Here is an 18,142-nt window from a genome sequence, read left to right as displayed (position 1 = left end):
CTATGAAGTACCTCCGAGGAATTGTCTCATCATTGGATGCATCTCCATCATCTGTTCGGATGCCAGGTCCTCGTACAGCCTATATACAATACTCACAGCCAGCAGCAGACCGGTCCCTCCTGCACCACCCAGCGTACCCATGAGACTGGCCAACAGTGTCAACAGTCCGATGAACGCACCTCCGATAATAGTAACTCTTGGAATATAACGGTTCATAACCCGCTCAATACTGTCAATGTTCCGCCTGAATCCCGGTATTTGCATACCTGAATTGTGTATCTTCTGGGCCGTGTTCTTTGCATTCATACCTGTAGTCTCTATCCAGAACAGCGCAAATATGACACCACCAACTATCAACATGGTAGCATCCGCGCCCACATGTAATAATATCTGCCAGGTAGCCGGTACATCTACAGGTGCAAAACCGGTGGCTTCAGTAGCAAACTGCATATTAATATCATCAAAATTCTGCTTCACCAGACTGGGTATCCAATCACTGGGACCGTGTAATGGCGATAAATAATACATCAGGCCGCTGGTAGCAGTACCGCCCCTGAACTCACCAAAGAACGTAATCCCTTTATTGAACAGCAGCATGCCTACCATTTGGATATTTGCCTGCAGTGCCCTGACCAGTATCATGGGAAGTACACTGGCATAAATAAGCTTTACAGGGAACCTGCCCCTGGCACCCCGCACCGCACTATGGGCCAGAGGTATCTCGATACGGGTGGATTCTACATATACCACCACAAGGAAAATCAGGACCGTACTTATCAGTGCCAGGATACCGCCATCGATGAAAACGTTCTGGAAAGCATTATCTGAGAACAGGTTGCCAAGTCCCACATCGGTAGTGAAATACAGCCATTTTGGTAAAAGGCCAACTGGTGCACTGCCAGGTCCTCCCGGGCGTGTTATACTGAACAGGCCCGTAACGATCGCCTGTGACACTCCTGCCACAATGAACAGTCCCACGCCGGAACCTATTCCCCATTTGGATACCACCTCATCCATGAACAATATCAAGGTTCCGCCAATGAATATCTGAATGAATATGATCAACAGCACAAGATCCAACCCGGCTGCGGCAGAGATGTTGAAATCCGCTGCCAGTATGGCTGCCAGGCCGACATCGGGCTTGATGTACCCGCCTAAGATCTGGGGCAACGCTGTCAATATGATCATCACAAACACCAGCAGTTTCTGGACTCCCTGGAAGATCGCCTGGTCCTGGGGGTTGCTCAGGTCCATCTTGATCACATCAGCTCCCACCAGCAGCTGTAACACAATGGATGCAGTAACAATGGGGCCGATACCCAGTAGCAAGAGTGAGCCCGAAGCCCCTGCAAAGAATGCCCTGTATTGTTCGAACAGGTCTATGGATTCAGGAGACATGCCGAAAAGCGGAACATTGGACAAAGCGAAATACATCACTAGTATGCTCAGAGTCCAAGTCAGTTTCTTCTTGAAATGGACATGCCCCTCCGGTCTTGATACAGCCGGAAGTTTTCGCAAGATTGGTTCGATTGTATCCTTTAAGGTCATAAAATGCACCCGATTTTGATATTAATAAATGCAACTGATTTTGATATTAAAAATATGGAATGGAAAAACAATAATTTAACATTATTGTTTTTTTTTCCATGAATTAATGATCAGACGTCTTCTTCAACATCTGGTTCCCCGGTTTCTTCCGGTTCAATGTCTACTTCTTTGACTGATGGGATATATTTTTCTATACTGCCGCCAGCTTCTTCGATCTTGAATCTTGCCCTTGCACTACATTCAGAGACTGTGATAGCCATGGGTTTGGTGATCCTGCCATTACCCAGTACTTTCACTATTGGGTATTCCAGTTCTGCCAAGTTGATATGATAAATATCGCCTTGTTTATGCGCCTCACCATACTGCACCAGTTGTTCAGCCAGTTCGTCCAGTTCACCCACATTCACAATGGGTTTATTTGAAAGGACCTTTTGTGGACGTTTGAATCCGTGCTTGCCATATGCCATGCCTTTCATGTAATTGCGCACGAAATGATGTTTGCACCCACCTGCGTTACCCCGGCCTCCTCGGCTTCCCCCTCCTCGGCGGTTCTTATGTGTGCCGCCTCCGCACGTCCTGGAACCTCTGAATTTGGTTATGTTCTTTTTCATAAGTATCACCTCATCTTGTGAAGAAGTGCATTGATATCGTCGCCGTGATAACCAAGTACTCCACCTTCAGGCACCGTTTTCTTGATACCTTTATGTCCTTTCCTAGGCGGATGGAGCCTGAATACAGGATTTAGCATAGGGACATCCTTGATAGATACTTCACCTGAGCAGATTGCCTGTGCCAGTGCATTGATACCGTCAAAGGAAGTATTCTCCTTAACGTACTCATCATCTAGTGCGCCATTTCCCTTAAGTTCGCCTCGCTTGCGTATAAGCTGGGATAAAGCTTCAGGGGAAATATTTCCCCATGCCACATAGTCCTTCACTTTCTGAATCATACCCTTGTTATGTGGATTCTCTTCAAGAACAACACAGTGATTGAGCCTGTTGAGCCTGAGCATCTTCAGGGTATCCCTGATCTCTGGCCTGGTATTAACCGTACTTCTTAGCCGCACTGCGGTATACATTACTTTGCCCCCACGGTACGGACTACTGCGGTCCTTTTCAATGCTTCATAAGTGGCCTTGGCAAAGTTTAAGGTGGTCCTGGTCTGCCCTTCTGTCCTGGTCCAGACATCCTTGATACCTGCCAATTGCATAACAGTCTTTGCCGTTTTTCCGGCTGCCAGACCCAGACCCCTGGGTGCGGGTTTCAATATGACCTTTACACTGCCCATCTTACCCACGACCTCAAAGGGCACGGTATGCTCTGTATCGCATCCGCACTCCCAGGAACCGCATCCTCGCTTGATACCTGAGATATTGATCTTTGCAGAATCTATGGCCTTCCTGATGGCAGGTCCCACCTGGACATCCTTACCCTGGCCCAGACCTATGTAACCATCCTCATTGCCTACTACTACAACTGCCCTGAACTTGACACGCCTGCCCGAATCGGTCATCCTCTGGACCATATTTATGTCCAGTACTTCCTCCTTGAGTTCTGGAAGCAGCGCATCCACCAACTGGGGTTCCTTTATAGGGAGTCCAGAGGACAGGGCCTCTTCAATTGACGTTATCTGGCCTTCTTTTACCAGCTGTCCCAATCGTGTCTTTGGAACCCATTCCGTTTCATAATCGTATGCCATTGTTTAATCCTCCCCGAATTCATTCTTTATCTTTGCCAAAGCTTCCTCGAACTGGGCAGGTATATCCGTACCTGTGTATTCCATGATCTCTTCACCCTTTATCCTGGATTCCTTCGGGAATATCCCTGGGTCATGGGGTACTTCGAAACCCGAATCCACCACACCTTTCAATGCAGCATATACCCGGCAGCCTTTGGATGAGACCTGTAATCCCATATCCAGGATGGCGTTTTCATAACCCGCTGCCTTGGCCTTATACCCGAAGAGCAGGCCCGTAAGGTACGCCGCAGGTGTATTACCTGTGCTACTTGTATAGCCGTATTTTTCAAGTTCGCTGGAATCTGCATGAACCCAGGTATTGTCCCCCTCAGGCTTTGGTGTGGCCAGCTGGAGTTTCATGTGGCGCAGGCTACTGCGTGCTACTATCCTGGGCTGTTTTGAAATCAATAGATGAAGACGCTGACGATAATCGGTCTTACCCTCTCTTCTGCGTCGGAAAGGTACTTTGTATCTTGGTCCTGTTGCCATTCTCAGTCCTCCTTGTGTTCAAGGGATTCGATATGCACTTCCATGTGTGCCACATTCCTGTATACGCCGCCTTTGGCTTTGCGGTACATCCTGTTATATGTGGACTTATCCAGCGTACCATCGTCTTTCATTTCATGCAGCCTTCTTCTTAATGCGCGTATTTTCTTTATCCACTGCCTTTTCTTTGGATTGCGTGCACCTTTGGCTCCTTTTCTTGAACCGTGACCCTTGCGGTGTCCGTATGCCCGCTTAATATCCAGTTTCCGGGCTCTGCCCCTGGATACACCCTTTACAGGTTTGGCTTTAATTACGCCCTCAGATATGAGTTCCCTGATATCCTGGCGTGTGATCGCATTAGCAATATCACCGGCAGCTTCCGGATCCATCCATACTCTGTGGACACCTACATCTAGTACATGAGCTGCGATGTTGCGCTGGTTACGTAGATCAGTCATTTCACTGCACCTCCTCTTCCACTGGATGCATTTCTGTTGGAGGGTTCAGTATCTTCAGTCCAAGGCTCCTGGCTTTATTGACAATCTCCATACGCTTACGCTGTCCCACTGTTCTGGCAATGCGAACTGCCTGTGTACTTGGGTCTATTTCATCAAGATCCTGTACCCTGGACATCAGCATATCCTGGAAACCTGAGGGATGAAGCCCCTTCACTGCAACGGGACTTCCATATCCTACCCTGGCCATTCCACTCTTTCCAAGGATATAGCGCCGTTTCTTGTTATGCAATCCCTTGGGCCGCCGCCAGTAATTTTTAAGTCTCTTTTTCTTGTGCAGATCAGTCTGGACAAAATTTGGCTTTTTGGCTTTTTGCTTCTTCCTGACTTTCAGCAGTCTCTGGGATTCGGGATCCAGTTCAAGTTCTGCCTTTGGGACTGCTTCGATTTCTTTGTTTTCGTCGTCGTCTTCCCCAGCTTGTTCTTCGAATTCCTTTTCAGCCTCAACTTTTTCAGTCCTGACTACTTCTTGTGTAGATTCTTCAACTGCTTCACCGGCCTCGATATCTTCATATATCTGGGAAACCTCGTTCTTGATCCTCTCAGCCAACTGGTCGGTAATACCTCTAACCCTGGATAACTCCTCAGCAGTGGCATCATTCAAGTCCCCAATCGAAGTATATCCTGCTTCATACAAGGCCTTTGCCCTGGATTCGCCGACTCCTTTGATTGAAGTGAATTCATTGATTATCTCTTCTTCCATTACTATCACCTACGCTGTCGTCTTCTCCACCACGTATATGCCATCCTGGAATACCCTTGGGTCAAACCTTTTTATCTTGGTTGCCTGCTGGATATTAGCTGCAGTCTGGCCTACATCTTCAATAGCTATACCTGAAACAATTACCTCGTCACCTTTAGTCTCCACCTTTGTTTCACCACGTATCTTTGCCTTCCTTGGTTTCTTTTCGCCAAGGAAATTCCCGATACTTAGGTAATCTCCTGTTACTTTTAACTGGATTGGGAAGTGTGAATATAAAACCTTCATCCTGTATGTATATCCACTGGTGACACCATTGATCATATTACTGATATGGGATGCAATTGTACCCATCATAGCTACCTGTTTTTTCCTTTGGTTGAACGAGTCCATCGTAATCTGGTTTTCCTCCAGTACGATGGTAATTCCCGGATACCATAATTCACGGACAGATGAACCCCTGGGACCAGTGACTGAAATGTTGTTACCTTCCAGTACTACAGTGACCTCGTCGGGAATGTTCACGGTCTTTTTCAAATCTTTTGGCATTTTCCACACCTCAGTACACGTATGCAAGCAGTTGCCCGCCAACTACCCGGGACCTGGCCTCACTATGGGATAGCACCCCATCAGGCGTGGTCAGTATCAAGGTACCAAAATTACGGGCCGGAAGGTAGCGTTTCTCCCATTTTTCAAAGTCATGGTACCCCACAGATGACCTGGGTTTGATGACTCCGCATTTGTTGATCTTTCCAATAAGTTCCACTTTGATCATACCCGACTTGCCGTCGTCTATGAACTCGTAATTGCCAATGTACCCTATATCCTGCATTACTTTCAATACATTGCTTATCACTTTTGATGCAGGATGTATGATGCAGTCGGGTTTTCCTGTGCTCTCTGCATTGATTATGGTTGAGAGTGCATCTGCCAGTGGGTCTAATAATACCATTTCATTCACCTCACGAATATTTGTTAAATCCCATGTCAGGTGCAATTTCCCTGAAACACTGCCTGCACAGGTATATTCCGTATTTCCTTACCAGACCCTGTTTCCGGCCGCACCTGCGGCACTCGTTGGCACCTCGGCCGAACTTGTTTTCTATCTCTGCGACTTTTTTTTTGTTCATGCCACTACCTCCACACCGTGATACTCATTCATAAAGGCCATAGCACCCTGCTTTGTCATCTTGTGACTGTTTGGTATCTTTCGTTTTCCAATCTTGCGCCTGTTTATCCTGTAACCCGGCCTGATTAGTGACACAGTCACATCCATGCCATAAATACCAATATTAGGGTCATACTTCATTCCTTCATAATCGGTATGTTCCTCTATCCCAAAACTGAAATTCCCTGTATCATCGAACTGGGATTCCCCGAGTGAATTCTCGATAATGCCAAGACTGGTCTTCATGAAATTCTCTGCAAGTTTGCCTCTTAGTGTTACTTTACACCCGATAGGTTCGTTCTTCTTAATGGCAAAGGTTTGCAGTGTTCTCTTGGCTTTTGTCCTTACAACTCCCTGCCCGGTGATCTCACTAAGAATGTCTTCTGCCTTATTGAGCCTCTCACCACTCTCGCCTACGCCTATGTGGACTGTGACCTTATCTACCCTGGGTATTGTCATAACATTATTCTTACTCATTGATCTCATCTCCCAGGTTGAATTCCGGTTTGTCAGTACCAACTACGAACACGTAATCCTCAATGGTCTCGAACTCTGTACCATCGTCTTTTAACAGCACTACCATGTTATGCCTGCTGCTGCGTACGGACTTGATCTCCTTGATCTTAGCAAGCTGTCCTGAATGGGTACCGCCTATGACTACAGCCAGGTTCCCTGGTTCGTACTTGATGTGTTTATGTACGCTTTTTTCGGGAATATCGAGAATGATCGTATCCCTTGTGTTATAGTCATTGCTGGCAAGGATATTAGTCCCATCATGAAGGTTCAACTGTACCTTTCCGTCCTTGACTGTGGTCTTGTTGAGTATCTTGCATGGTTTCCTTGGTTTATCCACATCCAGTTCGTTGAGCCTTAATCGACCCTTGGGGTCCAGGAGCATCCTGTAAGATGCTCCCAGCTTTGGGGCCTGGATCACATCAAATATGCCAACCGGGAACTTATGGTCCCTTCTCACAATACCGTCAACCAGTATGTTACCCTCGTTTAAGACACGCTTTGTCTCACGCATATTATCTGTTAATTTCAATATATCCCTGATAAGCACACCCAGCGAGATAGCCTGTTTAAGGGAATGGGGGCCTGGTTTTGGTTTGGTCACCCAGATATTGGTCTTCTTGGATATGGGCCAGCTTCTGGGTGCTGACACTCTCTTCTGATGTCTGCTCACTCTTCTTCGCCTCCTCTGGTGAGGGTAAGTATTCTTATATCGTCATTGAGTTCAAGTTTGGTTATCATTACATTGGACGGTTGTACTGGTCTGGGTACCTCTGTACCATCAGCCTTAGCCACGCTTACGCCTTCCACTACGATGGTACCTCTCTTTAAGTCCACCAGTTCCACCTTACCTTCAGTACCGGTATGGTCACCTCGCATGACCATTACAGTGTCATTCACATTTACAGGAATGTTGCGCTTATTGTACTTGGCCCTGAGTTCATGACTTAACTGGACACTCATCAATTTCTGGCGCTGGTGAAGCGACGCATTATAGCGTGCCTTGCGCTGTTTTCTTGGTTGTTTGGATTCGATCTTCATTGATAAGCACCTCATACTATAATTGAAGCTGCCGTGGCTATCTTGCTGAATCTTTCAGCCGCTTCCCTAGCAACCGGCCCTTTGATCTCGGTACCTTTTGGAATACCGTCCAGATCAGTGATCACTGCGGCATTATCTTCAAAGGAAACACGAAGTCCGTCCGGACGCCTGTATTCTTTTTTTTGCCTTATCACCACTGCATTCAGTATCTGCTTACGCATCTCAGGTGTGCCCTTCTTGACACTGACCACCAGCATATCTCCTATTCCGGCTTTTGGATGCCTGTTCTTGACACCCCTGTACTTTTTCACGGAAATGATCTCTACCTGCCTGGCACCTGTATTATCCACACAGTCCAGCCTGGCACCGGCATTCAATGCACGGGGTATCTTGGCTTTCATCCCGATCATTTGGTCACCTCGATCACTACGAATTTCTTAGTTTTGCTAAGCGGCCTGCATTCTGCGATCTTTACCACGTCCCCCTCCTTTGCATTGATACAGGGGGGATTATGGGCATGCATCTTTGACTGCCTTTTCTCATATCGCTCATACTTAGTGACCAGTTTCTCAAAGGTCCTCTTCACAACAACTGTTTTATCCATCTTACTGCTGACCACTGACCCGGTAAAAACCTGACCTCTTACTGGCAGTGTCCCATGGAATGGACAGTTGATATCATTACACTCCTCATCAGGAGAAGCATTGATGTCCAGTCCTATGTCTCGTGTCATCTTATATTCCTCATTATTATATGATATTTATTTATTCTTTCTTCGTCTGAAGCTTTTTTTGAACTTTGTCTGAATGCGGTTTTCAGGTTGTGAGAGTAGTAAAGTTCCTTTTACCTTGACCCGCGTTCGGGCATCTGGCAGGTAACGTCTACCATTGCCCCAGGGTATTGTAAATATGAAATCAGTATGGGATTTGGGCACCATTCTAACATGCCCGCCGTCCACATCGATCTTCAATATATTCCTGGTTTCGTCGATCACCTTTCCTTTTATTCCTATTTGATATGGATTAGTGCTGTCCACCACCTCTACCTCAAGCCCTATCAATTCGTGATGGATGAGGTTGCGGGGTGATATCTGCATATATTACCTCTTATTCTCCGGTCTCCTTCTGGATGGTCTTGATCCTTGCAATGGTCCTTCGCAACTCACCGATGCGGCCCGGGTTCTCTGGGGCACCACCTGATGATGCAATGGCACGTTCCCTGATGAGTTCGGCATTAAGTTTCTCCAGCTCGTCCAGTTTCTCTTCCCGGCTCAGGTTACGGATCTCGTCCACTCGCAGGATCGCCATTAATTTTCATCTCCTTTGGTTTTATGTGTCCTGGAACTGGGGTGCCAGTAATCATAACCTTCGTGTTTGTGTTCTTCCAAACCATCGTTGATACGTGTCTGTTCACCTTCCGGCAATTCAATATCAGGCGATTGAACTGGCTTATCAACTGTTTCCATGCTGGGTTCTGCTTCAACAGCGGTTTTTGCTTCAACAGTTGATTCCGCTTCAACGGCTGCTGCCGGTTCTTCTTCAGTGACCTCGGTCACAGGGACCGCTGTAACAGCTGGATGGGGTACAGACATGGGATGCCAGTCCAGGTCATCGTGTGTGTGTTCCCACACACTGCCTACCTGCCTGATATTCTTCATCCCTGGCTTCTCCGGAGTTTTTTCCAGTACCTCTTTGATACCTTCCTTTGCCTTTGCCTCAGGGGTCTCAGGTGCAGCCGGTTTTTCGTCTTTTAGCATGTAGAACTTACCTGGCAGTTCAGTGCCGGGTTGTACAATACGTACACGGCATCCTATAGTACCCAGCTTTTTCACGGCAGTGGCAAAACCCGTATCTACAAGTTCTTCAGCCGGTTTACCTGCATGCTTGATGTATCCTTCTACCATCTTGGATACCTTGGACCTGGGTCCAGTGAACTTTCCTGATAGGACTATCTCACAGCCCAATGCTCCAGAATCCATAATTCTGCGAAGCATATTATAACCCGCTTTCCTGAAGTACCATCCCCTTTCAAGTGCATTGGCCAGACGATTTGCCATCATCTGGGCATTGAGTTCAGGTACCTTGATCTCCTGTACGTCGATCTGGGGATTATCTATATTATAGACATAGGACATATCATTGGTAAGACGGTGTATGGTCTTGCCGCCTTTACCGATGACCATTCCAGGTTTCTCTGCAAATAATGTAATCTGGGTGCCCATAGGCGTACGGTTAATGACCATTCCACCGTATCCGGCACGTTCAAGCTGCTTAGTAAAATATTCATTGATCCTTGCCTTGGTCAGCCCGTCCTGCACGAACTTTCTTTCTATTCCCATGTTCATTGCACCTCCTGGATTATCATTTCTATATTCACTGTCTCTGTATTCTTTGGAGATGACCTGCCCCTTGCCCGCGGCCTGTAGCCCCTGATGACCCGGCCCTGTTTGGTAGCGATGTGGGCTATCTTCATATTATTTGAATCCAGGCCCTTATATTCGGCATTGGCTTCGGCATTCACCAGTAACTTAATAAACTCCTTTGCAGCCTTCTGTGGATACCTGCCTGCAGCCATGGGGCCTCTGCGGTGTCCCATACTGTCGTTATAACGCTTGAACGGGACTGCCTGTTTAAGGACGGTTACATCCTCAAGGTACTTTTTTGCCTGGCCTGTCTTCATACCTTTGATAGCCCTGCATATCTCCCTTGAATGCTTGGGTGAAATATGGAGTTCATGAGCCATGGCCCTTGATGTAGTATCAGGGTCTGCTTGTAATGAATAAGCAATTCTTGCCATCTGGTCTTCCTCCATTATTTCAGCGGTACGAACTTGCTGGACTTGGTAGCTCCCACACCGGCCGAACCGTGTGAAACCCGCTTGCGGGTAAAGGAATATTCACCAAAATAGTGTCCCAGCATCTCGGGTATGACCTCGACCTTTTCGAAGCTCTTCCCGTTGTGTATCTCCAGATTGAGGCCAACCATCCCAGGAAGGATGATCATATCCCTCAGGTGTGTCTTGATGGTTGTATCTCCGTCATTGATCTTGTTCAATATTTTCTTATGTTCATCGCCAAGCCCGCGGTTGATGGTCCTGCGCTGTCTTGCAGGCAGGAGTTCAGCGAACTCTTCCAGGCTCAAACTTTTCAGGTCCTGGATAGTCTTTCCCCTGTAGGTAAACTCACCCTTTCTCTTGGGCAGTTTGGTGGATGATTTCTTTGCCATGCCTTATCACCTCTTTCCTGTTCTTCTTGCCGCAATGGACCCGACCTTCCTGCCTGGCGGTGCTCTTCGGCTAACAGTCTTGGGTCTTCCCGGATGCTGCCATCCACCGCCTCCGAATGGGTGGTCTATGGCGTTCATTGCCACACCGGATACCCTGGGATACTTTGCTGCTCTTGTCTTTAATTTATGATATTTCTTCCCGGCCTTTACAAAGGGCTTATCGACCCTGCCTCCGCCCGCCACTACTCCTATGGTAGCTTTGCACTTCGGGTTCAACCATTTTGTGGCTCCACTGGGCATCTGCACAACGGTCTTACCCACATCATGGGCAATCAGCACGGCATATACACCGCTTGACCTGGCAAATTGCCCGCCGTCACCGGGCTTGTTCTCAATGTTACACAACAGTACACCTTCAGGGATCTCACGCAGGGGCAACGTATTACCTTGCAGTATCTCTGCAGAAATACCGCAGGCGATCTCCTGCCCTACTGCAATACCTTCCGGAATCAGTATCAGGCGTTCTTCTCCGTTCTCCAGGCTGATCCTTGCAATAGGTGCAGACCTGGCAGTATCGTGAAGTATCTCAATGACCTCGCCTTTAACTGTTTCATTCTGGTCCACTTTGATGTGTTTAAGCTGGGCCTTGAACTTGTGGGAGGGTGCCCGATAGGTGGGTGTTCCTTTACCCCGGTTCTGTGAAATAATTCTTTTTCCCATATCTTTTCACCTTCCCTAGAATATTCCAAGTTTGGATGCAAGTTCGCCGGCTGTGTTATCGCCTTCGAAGGCCACGATAGCCTTTTTCTTCCCTTTCATAGTAATCATTGTTCTCACTGAAAGCACAGGAATATCGTACAGTTCCTCGATCTCTCTTTTGATCTGGCCCTTGGTGGCATTGATATCAACCACAAACTGCAATTTGTTCTCGTCCTCGATATGGAATGTAGCTTTCTCTGTAACAAAAGGATGTAATATTATTGACATTGATCACTCCTCCCCTAATACCTTGATAGCAGATTCTGTCCAGATGGCAAGCCTGCCTGCATGGGTACCTGGTGCTAACAGTTCAGCATTCAACCTGTTCACATTGATCACGTCCACACCTGATAGGTTCCTTGCCGCACGTACGATGCCGTTATCCTCGCCAATTACAATAAGCAGGCTCTTGGGCTTCTTGTACTTGCGTCCGCGTCTCTTGCCTCCGCCTGCCCTGATATGCTTACCGTTCTTTGCCCTTATCACATCATCGTACACATTAATGGCCTCCATGAAGCCGATAACCCCTTTAATTGTCTTGATATCTTGGAATTCATCATCAGCTACAATTGGCAACTCAGCATCGAACCTGTGTCCCCTGTTCCGGACCAATTCGGGATTTGCAGTGGCTGCAATTGCAGAATTGATGGCCTTGTAACGTTCCTTCTTATTGATCTTCTCAGAATAATCCTTCTCAACCTTTGGAGGGTGGGCTTTCCTGCCGCCCCTTGCCTGCGAGATACGGGCCACACGGTTGCCTGTCTTGATCCTGGGTACACGGGCTACACCGCGGCCGGGACCCCAGTTAGCTGCCGAAGTCTGCATACCGGCATAGGGTGTGGGGCCGTAGACCTGCAGCCTGTTTGCCTGGGCTGCAAGTACAGCTTTCTTGATCAGGTCGGGCCTGTACATCTCATCAAATACAGCGGGGAGCTCGATATCGCCTTTAGAGGCTCCTGTAATATCCATGATTTTTGCTTTACTCATATCTTAATTCACCCCTGCTTTGACTCTACACTGATATATGATACCTGGGGTGCACCGATCTGCTGTTTATCGCCCCTTATGGCCGGTCTTAGCCTTATAAGCCGCCTCTTCGGACCAGGAACACTGCCCTTTAACAGCAAATAATTCCCGCTTACTTCTCCATAGTTCAGGAATCCACCTTTAGGGGTCACTTCTACGCCGTTCTCCCCAATCTTGATGATACGTTTATTGTACTCTGTTCTCTGGTGATAACCGGTCTGGCCCAGTTGTGGTACCCGCCAGCTTACTCTTGAGGGGTTCCATGGCCCCAGGGTGCCTATCTGCCTGAGACTGCCCTGTCTGCTGTGTTTGTGTTTCATCAGGTTGATACCCCACCGTTTAACAGGTCCCTGTGTACCTTTACCTATGGTGATGGCTAATACGTCGATCATATCACCGGTATTGAAAATTTCAGAAACTTCGACTGATTTTCCGATCATGGATGTTGCATATTCAAGTCTTGTGGCTATATCCCCGCCAACTATCCTGTTCTCCATCACATCAGGCGTCTTTTTTGGGATTCCTGCTATCAGGGACGGGAGCGTATAAGAGATTAAATGGATGTTTGCTACCTTTCCTTCTTCAACCAGTTTCCCTATCTTTTCAAGTGCATTTTTCGTATTGGTTTTCTTTGGTGTGAACAGTTTCTTGTTCAACGTGGGATCAAGGTCAGTGGACCATGCTTCGCCCAGTATTTTTGTGCCGTAAGGTCCTGTTTCTCCATATACCCTGATAGCTGCAATTTTCATTGCAGGTACTTCAAGCACTGTCACCGGAACGGAAATTTCCGTACCTTCGGTGAGACTTTTGGGCTTATCGTCCATCATGATCACATGGGTCATGCCGACTTTATATCCGGCAAAACCGCCCAGCTTGGGCTCATTATTTCCTTTGGACCATGATCTCATAGTAGGTACCTGGCTCTTTGCCCTTTTCCTTGGGCTGAAGGCCAGTGATCCTCGTCTTGGTCTGTGTAAATTTGCCATTCTCTTCCTCCTGGTTATAGGATTATCCTATTCGCTGTGGTGGGACGGTCGTCAGCTTACCTGACCAGGTTCAGCGCAGACAGTGTAGCCCATACGGCCTCTTCTGTCCTTACTGTGGCTGTTCCCTGTCCGGGTATGGTATTGAGCACTTCACAATGGAAGTCAGAGAGCTTGAAGCCCTCATCGGCCAGTATGGTCTCTATACCTTGCCTGGGTGAGCCAAATACCACAGCAGTATTAATAGACTGGTTTGTCTGTTCACCGATCTGTGCCAGGAGTGTGTTGTCGAGCAACTTACCCTGGCGGGATGTGGCGATTATCAGGGCACCTTCTTCTGAATTTTTTTCCAGCGCCCCTGACAGGCTGTCTTCTACTGCTGTACGGTATCCCCAGTATATGGGAATCTCGTCCTTTGTTACCAGCTTTGCTTGTATTGGTCTTCGCGAAAAGATTCTGACATTAACGCGCTCGCCAGTTCGCACTTTCCTTGAAGGTGCTTCGAGGCGGATCGGGCTATCGATTCCGATATCGACCCATGCACTTTTGTCAGATCCGACTTTTTTCTCGCTTTTCTTTTTTTGTGGTCCGGGGACCACTACCCCAACCCGGAATTCTCCTTCGTTGAGGTTCGATGATCTTGATTCGATGGGATGATGCAGTGTCCTTAGCGGTGGTAACACCCCTGCATGCTTTAGCTCCTCCCTAATGGGAAACAGGTGTTTTCGCAGGTACTGTGGTGTTTCTGCATATCTCAGCAGCAGGTCTATAAACCTACTGTCATCGAATTGCGGGTCGCGGTAGATGATTATCTTCCCGACCCTGAACACTGATGCCGCTCTTGCAATCTGTCCGACCTTATATGTCTTTATTCTCCTGTCCCTTGTTTCTGCTGTCAGGGATGAGGGGATGAATATTGTCAGGTCTGGACTTCTATTGTCCTGGGCTAAATATGGCATAAGTACTTTCCGCATATGATATTGTAAGAGATATATAAGTGTTTGCCAGTGTTTTTCGTTTCGGCAGAAATCTTATTACCTATAATGGATTTCTATATTATGAGGTGCAGTATAATATGTGTTTTGTTGATTCAAGCACTGCAGATAGCGTGGACCTGAGCGCTGCTGCAATGACAAGATATGAATGCAGTGCATGTGGAAACAGATTCAAAGGTATGGGAAATAAGCTGTCCTGCCCCACCTGCCAATCCACTGACCTGAAAAAACTGGATTAAGATATGCTGATCGAATCCATAGAAATGGTAAACGGCACGGCACTGGGTCTGAAAATGGATATGGAGCATGCGCCGCTACTGGTCATAAAAGCACCCAGGGGTTTTGTAATGTGCGGATACCTGGATATTTCCATGGCAGAACGCCTGGATGACGTCGCCGTAAAGGTGACCGGTGTAAGCAATTTCGAGGACGTTCTGGCAGCCAGTGTGGTGGAGGCCACCCCGGCAGCAATCGATCTGGGAATTGAAGTGGGAATGCCAGCCAAGCAGGCCCTTGAGCGTATGTTTTAGAAACCTCTACCTTGCTTATCGGGAGAATAAATAATTCTATATAAGTGGCAGAGTTGAGGTTATTGAATACGTTATTTTCCATATGTGGCAGAGTTGAAGCTATAAAAAATAATGGTACTCCCCCGGATGTACCTTTTCAATCACTGTCCTATCAAAAACATCACTCTCATCCAGTTCATTCTCAACATAACCAAGATTACGAAGCACTGGTACAAAAGCCATCGTTGAATCAATATACTCCCTGGGAAGACCTGCACAATATCTGGGAGATACCCGGTAAGTCTGCATGATAAAATCACTGTCAACCACTTCAACCAGATCGGATACTACCTGGGCGGCACGCCCTGGCTCATTCCGTATTAGATTGGAAGCATCCTCGTGGAGCTGCAGGAAATCCTCTACCAGTCCACGTCTGTCCCGCAGCAGTTCACGGCTTACAATAATACCATAACTTGGATTAAAGGGCCAGAGCTTTGAAGGCGGGATCACAACCTTTGTACCGCATACCCTGGCAGCCGCAACCGACAAAGGCGGCGTCCCAATAGCCGCATCCACCTGGCCGTCATCCAGTGCATCGGGAATAAAATCTGCCCACTGAAAATTCCTTACCTCAATAGACCCGCCAAGGTCATGCTCCTCCAGCAGGTTGCGGATAATTACATCATGGATAGAACCTGACGGCGGACACCCGATTACACCGCCCCTGAACTGCTCCAGGACCGATGCCATATCCCCGCCCTTATCCTTAAGCGTACTGCACCCGGGCGGCCCGATCATCACAGTCCCCTCCATATGGCCGCCGCCCACGCATATGATGGGCACGCCCCTGTCAATACCTATCATCACAGGGGGCAGCCCGATATATCCAATATCCACCTCGCCCCTGGAAAAAGCATCCACGATAGCCGGGCCTCCGCCGAACATGCTCCATTTGACTGTAAGGCCCAGTTTATCCTCAAGCCATTGTGTACCCATAAGTATGAACGAAGTATGGTAGAATGTGGAGAGGTGACCTATACGTAGTTTCTTATTAGCCATATATTACCAATTATAATATCCAATATACTTAGATAATCTTTGCCCAATACAAATATTAAAAAAGGGAAGGCCATTATAAAATGGCCAGACTTTAATTTTCAAATCCAGGTTTTTGTTTATACACTTGCTTTAATTCTTTTCCAGCTGGAAATGGTTTCAACCACCACAAGAAGTGCCAGCACAAGCAAAATAATTACCGTGCCGCCCAGTAAGTAATTCTTGGCCGGTATCAGGTCGATAGCCAGGAACACCAGTGCCGCTATCGTAGTCAGCAACATGAAAATGCCAGGATATAAAGTATATCGTGACGGTTTTTTCAGTCCCACAAGCCAGATAGTAACTACAAACAGTGTCAGGGCTGCAATCAACTGGTTCGCTGACCCGAAAACCGGCCAGATAATGGTCCAGCTATCAGTAAGAGCAAGAGCGCCTGCCGGTATTATCAAAACTATTGTGGATACATACCTGTTATCCATCACTGTAATACCAAGTCCGTTACTTCCGAACAGTTCTGTACCTACAAATCTTCCAAGCCTGCTTGCCGTATCAAGTGTGGTCATGACAAAAGTCTTTATTATCATCATGCCGACCACAGTTCCCAGCGTTAAACCAAAGATTGGGGCCACCAGGTGACCATAGCCGGTACCGAACGTCAGTATCCAACCCTGCTTCAGGAGTACAGGATAAGATATTGATGGGTCATTGGTGGCCCAGCTCAATCCTGCGGTTACTGCAAGTAATGCCAGAATGGCCAGAACACCTTCCACCAGCATGGCACCGTATCCTATCACTTTTGTATCGGATTCTTTCTTGATCTGTTTTGAAGTTGTCCCGCTGCTGACAAGTGAATGAAAACCAGAGACTGCCCCACATGCAACTGTCACAAACAGTATGGGCCAAAGATATCCAGCACTACTATTGACGCTGATAAAGGCTGGAGTGGAAATCGTCGGATGAACCACAGCCACACCAATAAATCCTATTGCTAATCCAATGAATAGCACATATGAGGCCAGATAGTCCCTGGGTTGAAGTAATGTCCAGACCGGCAGCACTGATGCGATAAATGCGTACACAAGAAGTATCACAACCCAGTAAATGAAAGGATCACTTACAGGCAGTTCAAGGGGAAAACTCAATCCCAGGTATATGAATGCAAAGAGAAGCAACAAACCCAGTGCCGTTCCGATACGTGTATCTATCCGGAGCTTAAAACCCATATAACCTACAAGTAGTGCAATGGGTATCAGCATCAATGTGGGCAGGACGATCTCTGGTTTATTGATCAATGCTTTTGCCGCAACTACGGCAAAAACCGCAACAATGAGTATCAATGTAAGCCAGATAAAAGCTGCAAATATAAGTTGTGCTCTTCTGCTCATGACTTTTCCGGCAACACTTGCAATGCTTTTACCTTCATGCCGGATGGATGCCACCATGGAACTCATATCATGGACACCTCCAATAAATATAGAGCCGATAACGATCCACAAAAATGCCGGCAGCCAGCCAAAGAGGGACGCTGCCACCACCGGACCGATTATAGGACCTGCACCTGCAATGGATGAAAAATGGTGACCGAACACAATCCGTGATCTTGTCGGGACATAATCCACACCATCGTTCATGCCAATGGCTGGTGTTTCATTGTCATCATTAATGTCAAGTAGTTTTGAAATTTTTGTTCCATATATAACATATGCAAAATATAGGGCTATTAATCCTATAACTGCTATAACTAACGAATTCAAACTAAAACCTCCAAAAGTTTTACAAAAAATCCTTCACATTTATCAATTATAAAATTATCTGAAAAGCAGATGGTTTGAATTTCTTTTATGTAATTTTATTAAAATGCATATTATATTTTAGATTGAAT

General features: G+C 47.1%; 29 protein-coding genes. 2 read left to right on the top strand and 27 right to left on the bottom strand.

What is annotated here, in order from left to right; all coding sequences use genetic code 11:
- The 25 genes from secY to HF974_13070 all read right to left on the bottom strand — a co-directional run bounded on the left by secY (nt 1) and on the right by HF974_13070 (nt 14,659).
- On the bottom strand, nt 1-1,548 hold the full coding sequence (gene secY, locus HF974_13190; GenBank protein MBC2699259.1) for a preprotein translocase subunit SecY: 1,548 nt from the start codon (nt 1,546-1,548) through the stop codon (nt 1-3).
- Between the two features lie 110 nt (nt 1,549-1,658).
- The gene (locus HF974_13185) at nt 1,659-2,159 is read right to left on the bottom strand and encodes a 50S ribosomal protein L15 (protein MBC2699258.1); all 501 of its coding nucleotides are present in this window, start codon (nt 2,157-2,159) and stop codon (nt 1,659-1,661) included.
- A gap of 5 nt (nt 2,160-2,164) precedes the next feature.
- Nucleotides 2,165-2,626, bottom strand: a complete 462-nt coding sequence (locus tag HF974_13180; GenBank protein MBC2699257.1) for a 50S ribosomal protein L30 — start codon at nt 2,624-2,626, stop codon at nt 2,165-2,167.
- Nucleotides 2,626-3,246 carry a 30S ribosomal protein S5 gene (locus HF974_13175; protein MBC2699256.1) on the bottom strand — a complete coding sequence of 207 codons (621 nt, stop codon included), beginning with the start codon at nt 3,244-3,246 and terminating at the stop codon, nt 2,626-2,628. Before HF974_13175 ends, HF974_13180 begins: the two co-directional genes overlap by 1 nt.
- A 3-nt stretch (nt 3,247-3,249) precedes the next feature.
- Nucleotides 3,250-3,774 carry a 50S ribosomal protein L18 gene (locus HF974_13170; GenBank protein ID MBC2699255.1) on the bottom strand — a complete coding sequence of 175 codons (525 nt, stop codon included), beginning with the start codon at nt 3,772-3,774 and terminating at the stop codon, nt 3,250-3,252.
- A 2-nt stretch (nt 3,775-3,776) separates the two neighbouring features.
- Nucleotides 3,777-4,229, bottom strand: a complete 453-nt coding sequence (locus HF974_13165; protein ID MBC2699254.1) for a 50S ribosomal protein L19e — start codon at nt 4,227-4,229, stop codon at nt 3,777-3,779.
- Nucleotide 4,230: 1 nt separating this feature from the next.
- Nucleotides 4,231-4,989, bottom strand: coding sequence for a 50S ribosomal protein L32e (locus HF974_13160; protein ID MBC2699253.1), 759 nt, complete (start codon nt 4,987-4,989; stop codon nt 4,231-4,233).
- Nucleotides 4,990-4,998: 9 nt separating this feature from the next.
- On the bottom strand, nt 4,999-5,535 hold the full coding sequence (locus HF974_13155; protein MBC2699252.1) for a 50S ribosomal protein L6: 537 nt from the start codon (nt 5,533-5,535) through the stop codon (nt 4,999-5,001).
- 10 nt (nt 5,536-5,545) lie between these two features.
- Nucleotides 5,546-5,938: a 30S ribosomal protein S8 gene (locus HF974_13150; GenBank protein ID MBC2699251.1), complete on the bottom strand. Its 393-nt coding sequence runs from the start codon at nt 5,936-5,938 to the stop codon at nt 5,546-5,548.
- Nucleotides 5,939-5,948: 10 nt separating this feature from the next.
- Nucleotides 5,949-6,116, bottom strand: coding sequence for a 30S ribosomal protein S14 (locus HF974_13145; protein ID MBC2699250.1), 168 nt, complete (start codon nt 6,114-6,116; stop codon nt 5,949-5,951).
- Entirely contained in the window at nt 6,113-6,631 is a 519-nt protein-coding gene (locus tag HF974_13140; protein ID MBC2699249.1) for a 50S ribosomal protein L5, read from the bottom strand. The genes HF974_13145 and HF974_13140 overlap by 4 nt, the downstream gene beginning before the upstream one ends.
- A complete protein-coding gene (locus HF974_13135; GenBank protein MBC2699248.1) occupies nt 6,624-7,340 on the bottom strand; it encodes a 30S ribosomal protein S4e in 717 nt (238 codons plus the stop codon). Before HF974_13135 ends, HF974_13140 begins: the two co-directional genes overlap by 8 nt.
- Nucleotides 7,337-7,702: a 50S ribosomal protein L24 gene (locus HF974_13130; GenBank protein MBC2699247.1), complete on the bottom strand. Its 366-nt coding sequence runs from the start codon at nt 7,700-7,702 to the stop codon at nt 7,337-7,339. The genes HF974_13135 and HF974_13130 overlap by 4 nt, the downstream gene beginning before the upstream one ends.
- Before the next feature lie 17 nt (nt 7,703-7,719).
- Nucleotides 7,720-8,118, bottom strand: coding sequence for a 50S ribosomal protein L14 (gene rpl14p, locus HF974_13125; protein MBC2699246.1), 399 nt, complete (start codon nt 8,116-8,118; stop codon nt 7,720-7,722).
- Nucleotides 8,115-8,441, bottom strand: a complete 327-nt coding sequence (locus HF974_13120; GenBank protein ID MBC2699245.1) for a 30S ribosomal protein S17 — start codon at nt 8,439-8,441, stop codon at nt 8,115-8,117. Before HF974_13120 ends, rpl14p begins: the two co-directional genes overlap by 4 nt.
- Nucleotides 8,442-8,468: 27 nt before the next feature.
- Nucleotides 8,469-8,804, bottom strand: coding sequence for a ribonuclease P protein component 1 (locus tag HF974_13115; GenBank protein ID MBC2699244.1), 336 nt, complete (start codon nt 8,802-8,804; stop codon nt 8,469-8,471).
- Between the two features lie 10 nt (nt 8,805-8,814).
- Nucleotides 8,815-9,015 (bottom strand): 50S ribosomal protein L29, encoded by a 201-nt coding sequence (rpmC, locus tag HF974_13110; protein ID MBC2699243.1) that lies wholly within the window; start codon nt 9,013-9,015, stop codon nt 8,815-8,817.
- On the bottom strand, nt 9,015-10,046 hold the full coding sequence (locus tag HF974_13105; GenBank protein ID MBC2699242.1) for a 30S ribosomal protein S3: 1,032 nt from the start codon (nt 10,044-10,046) through the stop codon (nt 9,015-9,017). Before HF974_13105 ends, rpmC begins: the two co-directional genes overlap by 1 nt.
- 2 nt (nt 10,047-10,048) lie before the next feature.
- Nucleotides 10,049-10,504, bottom strand: a complete 456-nt coding sequence (locus HF974_13100; GenBank protein MBC2699241.1) for a 50S ribosomal protein L22 — start codon at nt 10,502-10,504, stop codon at nt 10,049-10,051.
- 14 nt (nt 10,505-10,518) lie between these two features.
- A complete protein-coding gene (locus tag HF974_13095) occupies nt 10,519-10,932 on the bottom strand; it encodes a 30S ribosomal protein S19 (protein MBC2699240.1) in 414 nt (137 codons plus the stop codon).
- A 6-nt stretch (nt 10,933-10,938) separates the two neighbouring features.
- The gene (locus HF974_13090) at nt 10,939-11,652 is read right to left on the bottom strand and encodes a 50S ribosomal protein L2 (protein MBC2699239.1); all 714 of its coding nucleotides are present in this window, start codon (nt 11,650-11,652) and stop codon (nt 10,939-10,941) included.
- A gap of 15 nt (nt 11,653-11,667) precedes the next feature.
- Entirely contained in the window at nt 11,668-11,919 is a 252-nt protein-coding gene (locus HF974_13085; GenBank protein ID MBC2699238.1) for a 50S ribosomal protein L23, read from the bottom strand.
- A 3-nt stretch (nt 11,920-11,922) separates the two neighbouring features.
- A complete protein-coding gene (rpl4p, locus tag HF974_13080; protein ID MBC2699237.1) occupies nt 11,923-12,678 on the bottom strand; it encodes a 50S ribosomal protein L4 in 756 nt (251 codons plus the stop codon).
- Between the two features lie 8 nt (nt 12,679-12,686).
- A complete protein-coding gene (locus HF974_13075; GenBank protein MBC2699236.1) occupies nt 12,687-13,703 on the bottom strand; it encodes a 50S ribosomal protein L3 in 1,017 nt (338 codons plus the stop codon).
- Nucleotides 13,704-13,759: 56 nt separating this feature from the next.
- On the bottom strand, nt 13,760-14,659 hold the full coding sequence (locus tag HF974_13070) for a hypothetical protein (GenBank protein MBC2699235.1): 900 nt from the start codon (nt 14,657-14,659) through the stop codon (nt 13,760-13,762).
- Between the two features lie 116 nt (nt 14,660-14,775).
- On the opposite strand from HF974_13070, the gene HF974_13065 reads away from it, so the two are divergent.
- Nucleotides 14,776-14,934, top strand: coding sequence for a hypothetical protein (locus HF974_13065; GenBank protein MBC2699234.1), 159 nt, complete (start codon nt 14,776-14,778; stop codon nt 14,932-14,934).
- A 3-nt stretch (nt 14,935-14,937) separates the two neighbouring features.
- Complete coding sequence (locus HF974_13060) at nt 14,938-15,225, top strand: DUF1805 domain-containing protein (GenBank protein ID MBC2699233.1); 288 nt, start codon at nt 14,938-14,940, stop codon at nt 15,223-15,225.
- Between the two features lie 99 nt (nt 15,226-15,324).
- Here the strand turns inward: HF974_13060 and HF974_13055 are convergent, their stop codons facing one another.
- Nucleotides 15,325-16,263 carry an ABC transporter substrate-binding protein gene (locus HF974_13055; protein MBC2699232.1) on the bottom strand — a complete coding sequence of 313 codons (939 nt, stop codon included), beginning with the start codon at nt 16,261-16,263 and terminating at the stop codon, nt 15,325-15,327.
- A gap of 116 nt (nt 16,264-16,379) precedes the next feature.
- On the bottom strand, nt 16,380-18,014 hold the full coding sequence (locus HF974_13050; GenBank protein MBC2699231.1) for a carbon starvation protein A: 1,635 nt from the start codon (nt 18,012-18,014) through the stop codon (nt 16,380-16,382).
- Nucleotides 18,015-18,142: the final 128 nt, after the last annotated feature.

It is taken from the genome of ANME-2 cluster archaeon (genome assembly GCA_014237145.1).
Taxonomy (GTDB): Archaea; Halobacteriota; Methanosarcinia; order Methanosarcinales; family Methanocomedenaceae; genus Methanocomedens_A.
This window is presented reverse-complemented; position numbering and strand designations above follow the sequence as displayed.